Consider the following 15,002-nt stretch of genomic DNA (forward strand, 5'->3'; position numbering starts at 1 on the left):
AGCAACAGCAGCAAACCCTCGCGGCGCCACCGATTGTCGGTCGGGATTCCCGATTTGGACAAGATGTTTGGCGGCGGCGTTCTTGAAGGTGACAGCATCCTGGTGGCAGGCCCATCGGGAACAGGCAAATCGGCGTTGGCCACGCAATTCATCGCCGAGGGCCTTCGTCAGGGCGAGCCGGGAATCATAGCGGTCTTCTAGGAGCGCCCCGAAGGCTATGCCGCGCGAGCGGACAGCTTTGGCTTTGAGTTGAACCGAGCGCAAAAAAAGTGAATACTTGAGATTCTGTATCTTCGTCCGCTTGATCTTTCCGTGGATGAAACGATGCTGGCGATCCTGGACGCCATTCAACGGGTTGGCGCAAAACGGGTTGTCATCGACTCGCTGGTCGGATTCGAGATGGCCCTTGCGCCCGGCTTTCGCCCCGATTTTCGGGAGTCGCTGTACCGGATGATCGGCGCCCTCACCGGTGCAGGAATCACGATTTTAAGCACGGTGGAGGTGGAGGACAATTTTACGTCGCTCCAGTTCAGCAATTACGCCATTTCATTCCTTACCGATGACATCCTGCGTCTGCGCTACGTCGAGATCGGTGGCCAACTGCGCAGGACGATGGTCGTCATCAAGATGCGCGGAGGCAATCATAGCAAGGACATCCGGGAATACATCATCACGGACAAGGGTGTCGTTATCATCGAGCCGGTGCCCCCCGGCTTTGAGAAGTTCAGCACCGGGATTCCGACACGTTTAGGCCAACGTTTGATGCAGGACAATGAGGTGCCTCCGGAGCCGGCGGCGAGCGAGTAGGGTTTTCGTCATATGATCCCTATGCCGACATCCGAGCCAATCTCGCCCGCCCAGGCTCGCTTTCTATTTGAGCACGCGCCTCTCCCCATGGCCGCAGTGGAGGGATCGAACCACATCGTGCGCTATATCAATCCTGCCTTTTGCCGGCTCATGGATCTGGCGGCCGTTGACATCATTGGAAAGCCATTCTGTGATTTGTTGCCAGAACCGGACGACTGCGTGGCTGTGCTGGATCGCGTCTACCATTCTGGAAGACCTTCAAGTTATTCGACGCCAGAAGGCACTGAACCTCCTCCGATCTTCACATCCTACAGCATGTGGCCGCTGATCACGGAAGTGTGCACGGCGGGGATCATGATTCAGGTGATCGAGGCCGAGTCGCTTCACGGAAAGACGTTGGCGATGAACGAAGCTTTGCTGCTCGGTTCGTTGCGCCAACATGAACTGACCGCTGCTGCCGATTCATTGAACGGTCTGTTGCAAGCGGAGATCCGCGATCGTCAGCAGCGTGAATTGGATGCTTTGATGTTGACTCAGGAAATTTCACACAGGGTCAAGAACAACCTGCAGATTGTCGGCCTCTTGATTGACGCGGAAATCAGCCGAATACCCGCGGAATACAAGCATGGTTACGTTGCAACGCAGGCGCGTATTGGCGCCATTTCAAAGCTTTATGACCTCATATCACAATCAAGCCGCGGTTCGTCTATTCCCGTCGACAGCTACTTGCGGCAGATCGCTGATTCCATGACCGCAAGTCTCCTTGGCAACGCGTCGGGTATCGAGTTTGTTGTCCAGGCCGAGGCATTGAGCATCGACCCGGACCGCGCCGTTCCTTTCGGCCTGATGGTGAACGAGTTGGGGACCAACGCCGTCAAGCATGCCTTTCCAGCTGGAATTGGACGGGTGACGATCGTCGCGAAGCGGATCGATGATCAAATGGAACTGACGGTCGTCGACAATGGCGTGGGAATGCCGCCCAAGGTTGCTGCTGTGGCCCCCGGGAGACGTGGCTCCGACTACGTGGCGATTTTTGTGCGCCAACTTGGCGGCACAATGGCGGTGTCCGCAGTTGAGGGAACAGGAACCCTCGTCAGAATCAGGCTTCCGTTGCTGGAATTAGCATCGCCCGTTGGCAGGTTGCCTCGGTCGACACATTGAACCCACCGCCAAAATCGGTCGTTCCACGCTGAACCTTGGAGCGCCAGCTTTCCGCCCCAAAAAAGATGTAAAGCGCGGATCACAAAAACAAGGGTGCAGGGTCCTCGGCCCTGCCCACCAGAGGCCCTGACAAAACCTAAGCCGCCAGCGGCTGTATCCGCAGCCGTTTCACCATGCGCGGGTCGCCGTCGATCACTTCAAATCGCCAGCCCGCCGGGTGATCGACGAATTCGCCCGGGGCCGGCACGCGGCCGGCGAGCATGAAGACGAGGCCGCCGAGGGTATCGACGTCTTCGCCCACTTCATCGTCGGCGAGACTGACGCCGAGTGTGTGTTCGAGATCGTCAATGGCGAGGCGCGCGTCGGCTTCCCACAGGCGCTCGCCGACTTCCTGGATCAGCGCGGCTTCGATTTCGTCGTGTTCGTCCTCGATGTCGCCGACGATTTCCTCGACCAGATCCTCGATCGTCACCAGGCCATCGACGCCGCCATATTCATCGATGATGATTGCCATGTGGGTGCGGCCAGCGCGCATGCGGGCAAGCAGATCGACGATGCGCATCGATCCCGGCACAAACAATACTTCGCGCAGCAGCGGATCCACCGGCAGATCGTTCAACGGCCCAGAGCTGAGCGATGAGCTGACCGATGAGCTGAGCGCGTCGCTGAACGTGTCCGCGATGCGGGTATAGACATCCTTGATGTGCACCATGCCGATGATGTCGTCGCGGCTGCCACGCCACACCGGCATGCGGCTGTGCCCGGCTTCGCGGAACAGGGCGACCAGCGCCGGAAAGCCGGCATCGGCATCGAAGATCACCATGTCGGTGCGCGGCACGGCGATATCGCCGGCGCAGGCATCGCCCAGGTGCAGCATGTTGCGCATCATGGCGCGTTCCACCGGGCCCAGATCGTCGCCGGGATTGCCCGACGGAGACGCATCTTCGGCGTCGTCCATCGCCTCTTCTAGGCTTTCGCGCAGTGAATGCTCGGGTGCCCGGCTGATCAATTGGCGCAGCTGCCGCCACCAGCGGCCGGTGCGCAAGCGAGAATGGCTGTCGCCGCTACTGTCGCCTTCGGGCATGATCAGTCGTCATCCTTATACGGGTCCGGCAGGTGCAGCCCGGCGCAGGCGGCGCGTTCAAGCGCCTCCATCTGCTCGGCTTCCCGTTCCCCGGTTTCGTGGTCATAGCCTAGCAGGTGCAGCGTGCCATGGACAACCAGATGGCCCACGTAATCCGCCACGCTCCAGCCTTTCTCCCCGGCTTCGCGCACCACGGTCTCGGCGGCCAGCACCAGATCGCCCATCAGCACTTCGCCGTCGTCGCTGTTGGCCCCGTCACTGCCAAACATCACCAGCATGTCGGGCGCGAGCATGGGGAACGACAGGATGTTGGTCGCCTTGTCCTTGCCGCGGTACTGGCGGTTGAGCGTGTGCACCTCGGCATCGTCCGACAGACGCACAGCCACTTCCACCGCCATCGGCGCAGTGGCCAGTTCGGCATACGCCGTCTGCGCCAGCGCCGCAGCGACGGCGGCGCGGGCGAGGCCGGGCCAGTCCGCCGCTGGCCAGTCGCCGGCCACCACATCGGTTTCCACCACCAGCATCAGCCGTGCAGCGTCGAATCTTGGGCCGGGCCTTCATAGGCCTCGACAATGCGGCCCACGATCGGATGGCGCACCACTTCCTTGACCGAAAAGCGCAAGGTGGCGATGCCTTCTATGCCGTCCAGCTTGCGCACCGCATCCACCAGCCCCGACGAGCCAGCCACCGGCAGATCGACCTGGTTGGGATCGCCGCAAATCACCATGCGGCTGCGTTCGCCAAAGCGAGTGAGGAACATCTTCATCTGCAACGGCGTGGTGTTCTGCGCTTCATCAAGGATGATGAAGGCATTGGCCAGCGTGCGGCCGCGCATGAAGGCCAGCGGCGCGATCTCGATCTCGCCCGATGCCAGCCGCCGCTCCACCTGCTCGGCTGGCAGCATATCGTATAGCGCATCATAAAGCGGGCGCAGATACGGATCGACCTTTTCCTTCATGTCGCCGGGCAAGAACCCCAGCCGCTCGCCGGCTTCCACCGCGGGGCGCGACAGAATGAGGCGGTCAACACTGCCGGCGATCAACTGGCTTACGGCCTGCGCCACTGCCAGATAGGTCTTGCCGGTGCCGGCGGGGCCCAGCGCGAAAATGATATCTGAACTGCCCAGTGCCTCGATGTACCGCACCTGCGTGGGCGACCGCGCCACAATGGTCTTGCGGCGGGTGCGAATGGCAGCCGTGGGCGCCGTGCCGGATTCGGCCTGTACCATGCCATCCAGTGGCGGATCGGACGCGATGGCAATCGCGCCCAGCACATCGCCGGTGTCGATCTGTTCGCCCTTCACCAGCCGGCTGTACAATGTGGTCATCACATCGCGCGCGCGGGCAGCGGCATCGGCCTGGCCTTCGACCACGACACGGTTACCGCGCGCGCTGATATACACACCCAGCTGGCCTTCGAGCGCGATCAGATTCTGATCATATTGGCCAAACAGCGGCCCCAGCAGTTGCACCTTGTCAAACTCGATCTCCAGCCGAACACGGTCGGTAGCAACAAGCGGGCCACGCGGGGCTTTCTTCGACATCAGGCGGCAGCACTTTCTGAACTGGAGGGCATGACGGGAATGGCTTCAACACTGTTGGGATGCGCATCGACAATGGTGATCTCGATCAGATCGCCGATGGCAGCGCCGGGAATGGAAACAACCGCCGATTGCAGCCACGGCGTCTTGCCAATGAGCTGCCCCGGCTTGCGGCCCGGCCGCTCCAGCAGCACGGTGCAGCGCCGGCCGATGGTGGAACGGTTGAAGGCCAGGCTGCTTTCGGTAATCGCGGCCTGCAACCTGGCGAGCCGCTCGTCCTTCACGGCTTCCGGCACCTGATCGGCCATGGTGGCAGCCGGCGTGCCGGGGCGAATGCTGTATTTGAAGCTGTAGGCCGCGGCATATTGCACATCGCGCACGATGCTCAGCGTATCCTGAAAATCGGCTTCGGTTTCGCCGGGAAATCCAACGATAAAATCGCCCGACAGCGCGATATCGGGGCGAACGGCGCGCAGCCGGGCCAGCGTGGCCAGATAGGATTCGCGGGTGTGGGCGCGGTTCATCGCCTTCAGGATGCGGCTCGATCCGGACTGCACGGGCAGATGCATGTAGGGCATCAACTTGGGCACCTGCGCATGGGCGGCAATCAGCTCGTCGCCGCCAGCACCTTCCATGTCGCGCGGGTGGCTGGTGGTATAACGGATGCGCTCCAACCCATCGATTTGGGCCAGCGCCCGGATCAGGCCAGCCAGCGAAAGCCCGCCTCCAGGTCTGTCAGCGTAGGCATTAACATTCTGGCCAAGCAGCGTGATCTCCTTCACCCCGCGCGCGGCCAGTGCCTGCGCCTCGGCGATCAGATCGGCGGCGGGGCGGCTGGTTTCCGGCCCGCGCGTGTAAGGCACCACGCAAAAGGTGCAGAATTTGTCACAGCCTTCCTGCACGGTGAGGAAGGCGCCGGCCCCAGCTTTACCGAGCGCGGTGCGGCGCGGCGCCAGGCTGCCAAACTTGGGCACCTCCGGCATGTCGATATCGATGGCGCGGCCGCTTTGGGCCTGTTTCAACAAATCAGGCAGGCGGTGATAGGCGAGCGGGCCAACGATCACATCAACGTCGGGCGCGCGGATGGCAATTTCCTCGCCCTGGGCCTGGGCGACACAGCCGGCGGCCACAATCGTCGGCCGGCTGCCATCGGCGCGCGGCAGACGCAGCCGGCCGATATCGGAATAGAGTTTTTCGGCCGCCCGTTCGCGGATGTGACAGGTGTTCAGCACCACAATGTCGGCCGCCTCCGCACTGTCCACGCCGGCCAGCCCCTGTGCAGACAGCAGATCGCCCATGCGTTCGCTGTCATAGACGTTCATCTGGCAGCCGAACGACTTGACATGATAGGTTTTGGCGGGCGGTCGTGAGGTCACGTGAAGATCGGGCTCCGGCATGATTTCCCTCATTCCATAACCGGTTTGGCCGGCCCGGTCATCGATCATCGACCACCGCTTTAGCCGCCCCTTCAGCCTCCGCGCATCAACCGGCGATAGCCTGCGGCAATCACGCCGTGGCAGTGCCGTGCCAGCGCCTTGCGGTCGGGATAATCGGCAGGATCGATGGGGTCATGAAACAGGATTTCCGCCGTCACCCGGCCCAGCCCAATAAAGCCGCGGGCATGCGGGCCAAGCTCGGTATCGCCCACCCAGGCCAGATCGGGCAGTTGCCGCCGCGTGACCGGCAGGCCGTTGACGCGGGTGTAGGCCAGGGTGACCGGCTGGATGATCAGCCCGGGCACGTCGCCCGCCACCGAAAACAGCGCCGATTTGAACGGCAACACGCCGGTGCCGTCGCTGTTGGTGCCTTCGGGAAACAGGATCAGCGAACCGCCGCCATTCAAGCGTCTGGCAATCGCATTTCTCTGGTCCGCAGCGGCCGATCGGCGATCGCGCGCAACATAAACAGTGTGGGCAAAATTGGCGAACCATCCCACCGGCCCCCAGCCCGCCACTTCGGATTTGGCCACGAAACTGGCTTCGATACGGGCACCCAGCACCGGAATATCGGACCAGCTCACATGGTTCGCAACATACAGCACGCATTCCCGCCGCGCTGGCTGGCCGTGCGTGACAATGCGCACACCCAACGATCGTGCGAGGCCGCGGTGAAACCAGATTGGCAGATAGGGCCGATTGCGCAGGGTGAGGGCACGCAGCAAAAGCTCGGCCGGCACGATGGCGGCGGCCGTGACCACAGCACCGATGGCGGTACGGGCCGCGGCCAGTCGCCGAACGGACGGCGGGCGGCGTTGGATCAAATGCCGGCCTCAGAAATGCTGGCCTGAGAAATGCCGGCCCGAGAAATAATGGCCTCAGGCCGGCTTCTTGAGCGCTTGGCCATAAAGTTCCATGCGGTGATCGACGAGACGATAGCCGAGCCTGTCGGCAATGCGGCGCTGCAATTCCTCGATCTCGGGATCGTGAAATTCGATCACGTCGCCGGTATCGATGTCGATCAGATGATCATGATGCTCATCAGCCACGGTTTCATAACGCGAGCGGCCGCCCTGGAATTCATGTCGTTCCAGAATTCCGGCTTCTTCAAACAATTTCACGGTGCGATAAACCGTGGCGATGGAAATGCGCGCATCTTCCTCGGCAACGCGCCGGTGCAGCGCTTCCACGTCGGGGTGATCGATCACGCCGCTCAATACGCGGGCGATCACCCGGCGCTGTTCGGTGATGCGCAGGCCTTTTTTCAGGCATAGCGCTTCAATATCGATCGGCGTGGTCACTGCCATTCTCCCGCTGAACCGAGTTCCGCCTGCACTCGCACCCTGAATAAGGGCCAAGTCCGGCGGGAGCAAGCGGGGTGATTGCCGGGCCCAGCCCTCCCGGGCCCGGCAATCAGTCTTGCCTGAAAATGAGAGTTACCTCAAATCAAGGTATCCTCAGATCAGAGTAACCTCAGATCAGACTGGGTTCTTGCGCGGACGGCCGCGCGGCTTGGACGTGCGCTTGGTGCCTAGGCCAATCGATTTGGCCAGCGTGCGGCGCTGTTCGGCATAGTTGGGGGCAACCATCGGATAGTCGGACGCCAGGCCCCACTTGCTGCGATAATCATCCGGCGTCATGCTATAGCGCGTCATCAGGTGGCGCTTGAGCATTTTCAGCTTCTTGCCGTCTTCAAGGCAAACAATGAAGTCCGGCTTGATTGACGAACGAATCGGAACGGCAGGCTCCTGCTTGGGCGCCGGCGGTGCAGCTGGTGCACCCAGCCGTGCGAGCGTCGCGTAAACGCTTTCGATAACGCCGGGCACATCGGCCGGCGTAACCGTGTTGTTGGCAAAATGCGAGGCAACGATATCGGCCGTCAGCGCCAACAACTCGGTATGAGACTGTGAAGTTTCTGTCATATGTATGTCCTTGACCCTTGTATATTTTCGGTTTCTCCGACCGCAACATTTCCTTGAGCGTGGACTAAGGTTTTAGCAACACTAAAACATCATCCTATCAACTGCTCCAGTGAATATTTCATGGTAATCGCCGCACGTCGGCTGCCATCCTTGGCTGTATAATAGTCAGCACGCCGCCCAATCCGTGCAAATCCCGCCCGGTCATAAAGATACTTTGCCGGTTCATTATCCTCGCGCACCTCAAGGAACAATTCGCTCGCGCCGCGTGCCATTGCGTCTTCTTGGACGCGCAGCAACAACCGGCCCGCAACGCCGCGTCGGTGCAGCTCCGGCGTCACCGCGATCAGCAGCAACTCCACTTCCGGCCCGGCAGCGCGGCACAGGCTGAAACCCACAGCCTGCGCGCCGACCAGCGCCAGCCGCCCCCAGCAACCCGGCAAGGTGAGCGTGGCGCCAAGCTGCGACGACGACCAGGCTTCGCCGTAATGGGCATGAAAAGCCACGTGCATCACGGCCATCATTGCTTCCAGATGCCGCTCGTCGGCCGGCACGATGGAGAATACGGGTTCCGGGGCAGCAGCGCTTTCCACAGGCGACGGGATAATCGCCTCAATCGCCGGCGTAAAGCGCTTGCGGCAGCCCCAGCGCCGCCGCCGGAAGCCGTCCGGCGAAGGCCGCATCGGGGTGATCGAGATGAAGCGCAATCGTACCGGGCAGCAAAGCCGCGCCGGCCCCGGCCAGCGCCGCACCGTCCGGCAACAGCGGCATAAGCACCGGCATCAGAACGGGCACCGGTACCACCAGATCAGCCGTGACCAACGCACCGGCAGCATGACCGCGCCCGGCATCGATCAGCGCAAACACCGCAGCCAACGCCGGATCGGCGGCAAACGCCTGCGCCGCCACCAACGACAGCGCCGAAACGCCGTGCACCGGCACCCCCCACGCTGCGCCCAGCGCCCGCGCTGCCGCGATGCCGATGCGGATGCCCGTATAACTGCCGGGCCCGATGTCGACGATGATGGCATCCGGCCTGCCAGCGCCCAGCAGTTCGGCAATCGCCGGCACCAGGGCTTCAGCATGGCCGCGGCCGATCAGCTCATGGCGGCGGGCCAGCACACACGGGCCGTCGACCAGCGCGATCGACAGGGCTGGCGACGAGGTGGAAATCGCAAGAACGGTCACGCCTGCGCCGCTACAGGATTTGCGCGGCGTCCTCAAAGGAAAGTCGCGGGCTGCGCGGGAACAGGCCTTGGCCGTTACCCTTGCCCAGCGAGCAGATGAAATTGGTCTCGATCCCCGTCTCGCCCCAGAAACCGGTATCCACCGCCGCTTTGTCAAAGCCCGACATCGGCCCGGTATCCCAGCCCAGCGCCCGCGCCGCCATGATCAGATACGCGCCCTGCAGTGACGAATTGCGAAACGCCGTCTCGTGGGCAAGCCCAGCGTTGCCGGAAAACCACGACCGCGCGTCGGCGTGCGGAAACAGCTCGGGCAGCTTGTCGTAAAATTTCGGATCAAAACCGATGATCACCGTCACCGGTGCGGCTTTCACTTTGGCCTGGTTGGCCGCGCTCGTGCAGGCGGCCAGCTTTTCGCGTGCGCCGGCCGAACTGCAAAACAAAAACCGCGCCGGCGAGCCATTGGCCGATGTCGGCCCCATCTTCACCAGATCATAAAGCTGGCGCAAATCCGCCTCGGCAACCGGCGCCGGCGACCAGCCATAATGCGTGCGCGCATCGACAAACAATTGCGCCAGTGCAACGCCATCAAGCGGGGTTCCAGCCATGATCAAACCGCCCTTACTTCGACAACTTCGGGAACATAATATTTCAGCAGCGATTCAATGCCCATCTTGAGCGTCATCGTGCTCGACGGGCAGCCCGAACAGGCACCCTGCATTTCCAGAAACACCGTGCCCTCGCGGAAACCGCGATACACGATGTCGCCGCCGTCTTCGGCCACCTGCGGGCGCACCCGGGTTTCCAGCAATTCGCGGATCTGCATCACAATATCGGCATCGGCCGGATCGTCATCATGCCCGGCCTGCTGCACTTCGCCGGTGAACAGCGGCGCGCCGCTGGTAAAATGATCGACCAGCACGCCCAAAATCTGCGGCTTCAGCAACGGCCAGTCGCTGCCGGCCGGATTGCGGGTGACCGACACGAAATCATGGCCAAAAAATACCCGATCGACATCGCCCAAGCCAAAAAGGGCGGCAGCCAGCGGCGAGGCCTCGGCCGCATCGGCAGTGGCAATGTCCACACTATCTCCGCCGGTCACCTTCTGCCCGGGGCGGAACATCAGGGTCATGGGGTTGGGAGTTTGTTCGGTTTCGATGAACATCGGCGGGCCTTTTTGCGATACCCAGCCGATATGGCCCAGCCGACCGCCGGCTTCAAGTCAATTCAGACAGTATTTGTCGTGTTTCAGGCGCCCCAACCTGGCAATCGTCGCCCAGCAATCGTCGCCCAGCAATGATCGTCAGGCAATGATCGTCAGGCAATTGTCGCCAGCCGGTCCGGATCAAGCCCGCCCGGCACCAGCATCAGGATGCAGGGCAGGCTGCCAGCGCGTTCACCGGCAAAAAAGCCGACCAGCGGCCCCGGCGTCCCGCGGCTCGCCGTGCCCAGCACCAGCGCACGAATACCGGGATTGTCTTTCACGTGAGCCAATATGATGGCGGCAGGATTGCCTTCCAGCACGAGCACACCGGGCCGAACCCCGCCCATGGCCTCGGCCTCGCCGGCCAGTTGCTCCAGCAGTGCCTCGGCTTCCGCGCGCGCTTCGGCAGCCATCACCGTCTGCACGCTGCCGAAATGCATGAATTCGATGGGATGCACCACGCTCACCAGCCGCACATCGGCAGCCACATGCGCGGCGCGCAGCACGGCAAAGCGCATCGCCACCCGGCTCTCCGGGCTGTCGTCGATCACGACCAGATAGGTAGCAGCGGCATCCATCGTGCCAGCCTAGGGCGATTTCACCTATGCCGGCAAGTCATACCCGGCTCTTCAGCGCCGCCGCAAGGCTGGTCGTGGCGCTGCCGGGTGCCTTGGGGCTGGGCTGGCCGGGGCCGGGCGCCCAGCCGGCAACATGCAGTATTTCGATGGTCACGCCGGTCTTGCCATCATCGTCGGCCATGGCGGCAAAGCCCGCCGCCGCCGCCGCCAGCACGTCGCGGCGCAGTGGCCGGCGCTGGCGCAGCACCGAACGCGCGCCCATCGCCGTGAGATCGTCGAACAAGCCGAACAGGCTGGCATAGCGCAGGGTCACGCGCTCCACATCGGCCACCGGCATGGCAAAGCCAGCGCGCGCCAGCAGCCCGGCGGCCGCACTGGCTTCCACCATCGGCGCGGTGTGGCTGCCAGCCCCGCCGGTCACCGCCGCTTCCGCCGCCAGCAGGCAGGCGCGCAGTTCAACCAGGCTCAATCCGCCCACGAACGCCGCCACAAACGGCCCATCGGGGCGCAGCACGCGGCGGATGCCGGCCCGCGCGGCCGGCAGATCGTTCACCGTGGTCAGTGCGCCAGCCGATACCACCAGATCGAAACTGGCATCGGCAAAGGGCAGCTGATCTTCATCCGTCACCACCACGCCCGCTTCGCTGGCACTCAATGCCGCGCGCATCGCACCCGGAAAAATCCCCCGCGGCCCGCCCAGATCAAGCACATCTGCAAACGGCCGCGCCACCATCCCGGCCCGCTCGCGCAGTTCTTCGGCCATAAGGTCGTGCAGAAAGGCCACACGGCCAAAGCCAGGCGCCGCAGCGGCATGGCGGCGGCGGCGCAAGGCGGCGTCAAAGGGCAGGGTTTCGGCCATGGCTCCCTTTACGCCCGGCGGCCCAGCGCGCAAGCTGCCGCGATGGGTGCAATGCTTGCTCTGGTCACGAGTCCCTTCCGCGCCGTGGTTGACGCGGTGCTGCCGCCGCGCTGCCCGGGTTGCGGCGAGATCGTCGATGGTGACGATCGTTTCTGCGCGGCCTGCTTTGCCCAGTTGCAGGCCATCGGCCCGCCGCAATGCGCCTGCTGCGGTATGCCGCTGCCGCACGAAAGCGATGCCGCCGCCCGCTGCGGCGCCTGCCTGGCCGAGCCGCCGCCCTTTGTCCGTGCCCGCGCGCCCTATGCTTATGCTGGCCCCGCCCGGCAGCTGGTGCTTGCACTCAAGCATGGCCGCCGCCTGCATCTGGCGCGGATGATGGCCCGCGCCATGTTGCGAGTGGCCGGCAATCTGCCGGATGATGCCGTAATCGTGCCGGTGCCGTCGCACCGCTGGCGGGTGTGGCAGCGCGGGTTCAATCAGGCCGTCGAAATCGCCCGCCAGCTTGCCCGCCAGTCCGGCCGGCCGCTGGCTGTGGATGCGCTTGACCGCATCAAGCCCACGCCTACCACCAAGGGCCTAGGCCGCCGCGCCCGCCAAAAGAACGTGCAGGGCGCTTTCCGCGTCGCCCGGCCCGGCGAGATCACAAACCGCACCGTCGTGCTGGTGGACGACGTGATGACCACCGGGGCCACCGTTTCGGCTTGCGCTGCAAAACTGCTCAAGGCCGGGGCGCGGCATGTGGAGGTCTTGACCTATGCCCGTGCCTTGCGCGAGGGACAGGTGGGCATGACAGGTTTGTGACGATAATTTCCAATCGGGATGCGATACGATGGCCAAGATCGAAATCTACACCAAATTTCTCTGCCCCTATTGCACGCGGGCCAAGGCGTTGTTGACGACCAAGGGCGCGGCTTTCGAGGAAATCGATATTTCCAGCGGCGGACAGCGCCGGGCCGAAATGCTGGACCGGACCGGCGGACGCCAGACGGTGCCGCAGGTCTTCATCGACGGCCGCCACATCGGCGGCTGCGACGATCTGCAGGCGCTGGACCGTAGCGGCGGGCTTGATCCGCTGTTGGCGGCATGACGCTGAAACTCGCCATCCTGCAAACCAGCACCGGGATCGATCCGGCGGCTGAGGCCGAATTTTTGGCGGCGCAGATTGGCGACGCTGCCGCCCAAGGCGCGCAGATCATCTTCACCCCGGAAATGAGCGGCTTGCTGGACCGGGATCGTGCCCGCGCGGCCGGCAACGTACGCCATGAAGCCGATGATCCGGTGCTGACCGCGGTTTGCGCTGCCGCCGCCCGCCACGCCGTCTGGGTGCATCTGGGCAGCCTGGCGCTGCGCGGCGCAGCAAGCAAGTTCGTCAATCGCGGTTTCCTGATCCGCTCTGATGGCGAAATAGCCGCGCGCTATGCCAAGATCCACCTGTTCGATGTGTCGCTCGGCAGCGAAAGCTGGCGCGAATCCGCCGCCTATGAAGCCGGCGAGGAAGCCGTTGTCGCCGCCACCCCCTGGGGCGGCCTTGGGCTGACCATCTGTTACGACGTGCGCTTTCCTGCCCTGTACCGCGCGCTGGCCGAAACCGGCGCGGCGATCATCGCGGTGCCGGCGGCGTTCACGCGGCCCACCGGCCAGGCCCATTGGCACGTGCTGCTACGCGCCCGCGCCATCGAAACCGGCTGCTGGGTTATCGCCGCTGCCCAAACCGGCGAACATCAGGATGGCCGCGCCACCTATGGCCACAGCCTCGTCATCTCGCCGTGGGGCGAAGTGATGCTTGATATGGGTGAAGCGCCGGGCATTGGCTTGGCCAGCATCGATCTGGCCGAAGTGGAAGCAGCACGCGGCAAGGTCCCGGCGCTGCACCACGCGCGGCCGTTCCGGATGGCCCAACCATGATCGTCTATGATCTGGTGTGCACCGCTGCCCACCGGTTTGAAGCTTGGTTCGGATCAAGCGCCGATTACGATTCCCAGCAAAACCGCGGCCTGCTGGAATGCCCGCTGTGCGGCTGCGGCGATGTGGGCAAGGCCGTGATGGCGCCGGCCGTCCCCGCCAAATCCAATCAGCAAGGCAGCCGGCACAATGTCGCGCTCGCCGAACCGGCCGAACAACTGCTGATGTTGCAACGCGCCTTTGAAGCCAGCAGCGACTATGTGGGCGACCGGTTTGCCGCCGAAGCCCGCGCCATCCACGCGGCCGGCGAATCCCGCAGCGTCCACGGTGAAGCCAGCGCCGACGACGTGAAGGCGCTGCGCGATGAAGGCGTGCCCTTGATGCCGCTGCCATTCCGCCCACGCGCCAGTTCGGATGCCTGAAACGCAATTATCGCTTGAAACAGGCTCCGCAACATGGCCTTGAAAAACGCGCGCACCCGTAGCTCAGCAGGATAGAGCGACGGTTTCCTAAACCGTAGGCCGCAGGTTCGAGCCCTGCCGGGTGCACCATCTTCGATTTCACAACCCCGGACCCTTCACCCGGTGGCTCAGGTGGGCCGGGACAAAGCTGCCACAAGCGGTGCCGCTGAAGCACTGTCGAAATACTCCCTGACACGGGTGATCCGGCCGCCCTCAACCTCCGCGACAACACACACCAGCAGATGCAGGGCAGCACCGCCTGCCAGTGTGCCGCTCACCGCATGCTCCTCAACAAAGCCAGTGGCGGTGACCGATCGCACAGCATCGCTGTAACCAAAGCCGGCCACGACCTTGTGCACGGCGACATTGAACTTCAGCAACATCTCCAGGCTCATGGGGGCCGCACCGTTCTGCACCACATGCATTTCCGGCGCGCAAAGCCGGCGCACGGCGGCAGCGTCGTTGCCAGCCAGCGCGGCAAACAGGGCCTTGGCAATCTCGGCATTGTCCATCGTATTGTCCTTCATGGCCCGCGCCGTTTGGTGCGCAGTGTGGGCGGGGCTTCAAGCGGATTGTCCGGCCAGGGGTGCCTTGGATAGCGGCCCTTCAGATCCTTCTTCACGTCGGCCCAACTGCCGGCCCAGAAACCGGGCAGGTCCTTGGTCACCTGGATGGGCCGGCCTGCGGGCGACGTGAGCCGCAGCGTCAGCGGCACGCGGCCGCCCGCGATCACCGGGTGCCGCGCCAAGCCAAACAATGCCTGGCAGCGCACTTCCACCGCCGGGCCGCCATCGGCTGCATAATCAATGGCATGATTGCTGCCAGCCGGCGTTTCGAGCCGGATCGGGGCAAAGCTGTCAAGCCGCT

Annotated in this window: 20 protein-coding genes, 1 tRNA gene and 1 pseudogene; 7 read left to right on the forward strand and 15 right to left on the reverse strand. The window is 63.6% G+C overall.

Features of this window, described 5'->3' with window-relative positions; all coding sequences use genetic code 11:
• Positions 1-63: 63 nt before the first annotated feature.
• Positions 64-807 (forward strand): annotated as a pseudogene (locus ACESL8_RS06465) (RAD55 family ATPase).
• Between the two features lie 21 nt (positions 808-828).
• Positions 829-1,968 (forward strand): histidine kinase dimerization/phosphoacceptor domain -containing protein, encoded by a 1,140-nt coding sequence (locus ACESL8_RS06470; RefSeq protein ID WP_372917054.1) that lies wholly within the window; start codon positions 829-831, stop codon positions 1,966-1,968.
• 136 nt (positions 1,969-2,104) lie between these two features.
• Here the strand turns inward: ACESL8_RS06470 and ACESL8_RS06475 are convergent, their stop codons facing one another.
• From ACESL8_RS06475 to ACESL8_RS06535, 13 genes are all read right to left on the reverse strand, one after another.
• Complete coding sequence (locus ACESL8_RS06475; RefSeq protein ID WP_372917018.1) at positions 2,105-3,052, reverse strand: hemolysin family protein; 948 nt, start codon at positions 3,050-3,052, stop codon at positions 2,105-2,107.
• A gap of 2 nt (positions 3,053-3,054) precedes the next feature.
• The gene (ybeY, locus tag ACESL8_RS06480; RefSeq protein WP_372917020.1) at positions 3,055-3,576 is read right to left on the reverse strand and encodes an rRNA maturation RNase YbeY; all 522 of its coding nucleotides are present in this window, start codon (positions 3,574-3,576) and stop codon (positions 3,055-3,057) included.
• Positions 3,576-4,595 (reverse strand): PhoH family protein, encoded by a 1,020-nt coding sequence (locus tag ACESL8_RS06485; RefSeq protein ID WP_372917022.1) that lies wholly within the window; start codon positions 4,593-4,595, stop codon positions 3,576-3,578. The genes ybeY and ACESL8_RS06485 overlap by 1 nt, the downstream gene beginning before the upstream one ends.
• Entirely contained in the window at positions 4,595-5,989 is a 1,395-nt protein-coding gene (gene miaB, locus ACESL8_RS06490) for a tRNA (N6-isopentenyl adenosine(37)-C2)-methylthiotransferase MiaB (protein ID WP_372917024.1), read from the reverse strand. The genes ACESL8_RS06485 and miaB overlap by 1 nt, the downstream gene beginning before the upstream one ends.
• A gap of 71 nt (positions 5,990-6,060) precedes the next feature.
• On the reverse strand, positions 6,061-6,852 hold the full coding sequence (locus tag ACESL8_RS06495) for a lysophospholipid acyltransferase family protein (RefSeq protein ID WP_372917026.1): 792 nt from the start codon (positions 6,850-6,852) through the stop codon (positions 6,061-6,063).
• Positions 6,853-6,906: 54 nt separating this feature from the next.
• The gene (locus ACESL8_RS06500; RefSeq protein ID WP_372917028.1) at positions 6,907-7,335 is read right to left on the reverse strand and encodes a Fur family transcriptional regulator; all 429 of its coding nucleotides are present in this window, start codon (positions 7,333-7,335) and stop codon (positions 6,907-6,909) included.
• Between the two features lie 171 nt (positions 7,336-7,506).
• Complete coding sequence (locus tag ACESL8_RS06505) at positions 7,507-7,950, reverse strand: MucR family transcriptional regulator (RefSeq protein WP_372917030.1); 444 nt, start codon at positions 7,948-7,950, stop codon at positions 7,507-7,509.
• 89 nt (positions 7,951-8,039) lie between these two features.
• Positions 8,040-8,540, reverse strand: coding sequence for a GNAT family N-acetyltransferase (locus ACESL8_RS06510; protein WP_372917032.1), 501 nt, complete (start codon positions 8,538-8,540; stop codon positions 8,040-8,042).
• 19 nt (positions 8,541-8,559) lie between these two features.
• Positions 8,560-9,135, reverse strand: a complete 576-nt coding sequence (gene tsaB / locus ACESL8_RS06515; protein WP_372917034.1) for a tRNA (adenosine(37)-N6)-threonylcarbamoyltransferase complex dimerization subunit type 1 TsaB — start codon at positions 9,133-9,135, stop codon at positions 8,560-8,562.
• 10 nt (positions 9,136-9,145) lie between these two features.
• Entirely contained in the window at positions 9,146-9,739 is a 594-nt protein-coding gene (locus tag ACESL8_RS06520) for a malonic semialdehyde reductase (protein ID WP_372917036.1), read from the reverse strand.
• 2 nt (positions 9,740-9,741) lie between these two features.
• The gene (locus tag ACESL8_RS06525; protein ID WP_372917038.1) at positions 9,742-10,296 is read right to left on the reverse strand and encodes a NifU family protein; all 555 of its coding nucleotides are present in this window, start codon (positions 10,294-10,296) and stop codon (positions 9,742-9,744) included.
• A 152-nt stretch (positions 10,297-10,448) separates the two neighbouring features.
• Positions 10,449-10,913: a universal stress protein gene (locus ACESL8_RS06530; protein ID WP_372917040.1), complete on the reverse strand. Its 465-nt coding sequence runs from the start codon at positions 10,911-10,913 to the stop codon at positions 10,449-10,451.
• 37 nt (positions 10,914-10,950) lie between these two features.
• The gene (locus ACESL8_RS06535) at positions 10,951-11,772 is read right to left on the reverse strand and encodes a class I SAM-dependent methyltransferase (RefSeq protein ID WP_372917042.1); all 822 of its coding nucleotides are present in this window, start codon (positions 11,770-11,772) and stop codon (positions 10,951-10,953) included.
• Positions 11,773-11,814: 42 nt separating this feature from the next.
• Between ACESL8_RS06535 and ACESL8_RS06540 the strand changes: the two genes are divergently transcribed.
• The 5 genes from ACESL8_RS06540 to ACESL8_RS06560 all read left to right on the forward strand — a co-directional run bounded on the left by ACESL8_RS06540 (position 11,815) and on the right by ACESL8_RS06560 (position 14,225).
• A complete protein-coding gene (locus ACESL8_RS06540; protein WP_372917044.1) occupies positions 11,815-12,573 on the forward strand; it encodes a double zinc ribbon domain-containing protein in 759 nt (252 codons plus the stop codon).
• Positions 12,574-12,601: 28 nt separating this feature from the next.
• Complete coding sequence (grxC, locus tag ACESL8_RS06545) at positions 12,602-12,859, forward strand: glutaredoxin 3 (RefSeq protein ID WP_372917046.1); 258 nt, start codon at positions 12,602-12,604, stop codon at positions 12,857-12,859.
• Positions 12,860-12,861: 2 nt separating this feature from the next.
• Positions 12,862-13,677 carry a carbon-nitrogen hydrolase family protein gene (locus tag ACESL8_RS06550; RefSeq protein WP_372917056.1) on the forward strand — a complete coding sequence of 272 codons (816 nt, stop codon included), beginning with the start codon at positions 12,862-12,864 and terminating at the stop codon, positions 13,675-13,677.
• Complete coding sequence (locus tag ACESL8_RS06555; protein ID WP_372917048.1) at positions 13,674-14,096, forward strand: DUF1178 family protein; 423 nt, start codon at positions 13,674-13,676, stop codon at positions 14,094-14,096. Before ACESL8_RS06550 ends, ACESL8_RS06555 begins: the two co-directional genes overlap by 4 nt.
• 52 nt (positions 14,097-14,148) lie before the next feature.
• Positions 14,149-14,225, forward strand: a tRNA-Arg gene (locus ACESL8_RS06560).
• A gap of 38 nt (positions 14,226-14,263) precedes the next feature.
• Here ACESL8_RS06560 and ACESL8_RS06565 read toward each other — a convergent pair.
• Both ACESL8_RS06565 and ACESL8_RS06570 read right to left on the reverse strand, forming a co-directional pair.
• Positions 14,264-14,662 carry a nuclear transport factor 2 family protein gene (locus tag ACESL8_RS06565; protein ID WP_372917049.1) on the reverse strand — a complete coding sequence of 133 codons (399 nt, stop codon included), beginning with the start codon at positions 14,660-14,662 and terminating at the stop codon, positions 14,264-14,266.
• A partial coding sequence (locus ACESL8_RS06570; protein WP_372917051.1) for an ATP-dependent helicase C-terminal domain-containing protein occupies positions 14,659-15,002 on the reverse strand: 344 nt, incomplete at its 5' end. The genes ACESL8_RS06565 and ACESL8_RS06570, both read right to left, overlap by 4 nt.

The organism is Sandarakinorhabdus sp., from assembly GCF_041689835.1.
In the GTDB taxonomy this organism is placed as follows: domain Bacteria; phylum Pseudomonadota; class Alphaproteobacteria; order Sphingomonadales; family Sphingomonadaceae; genus Sandarakinorhabdus.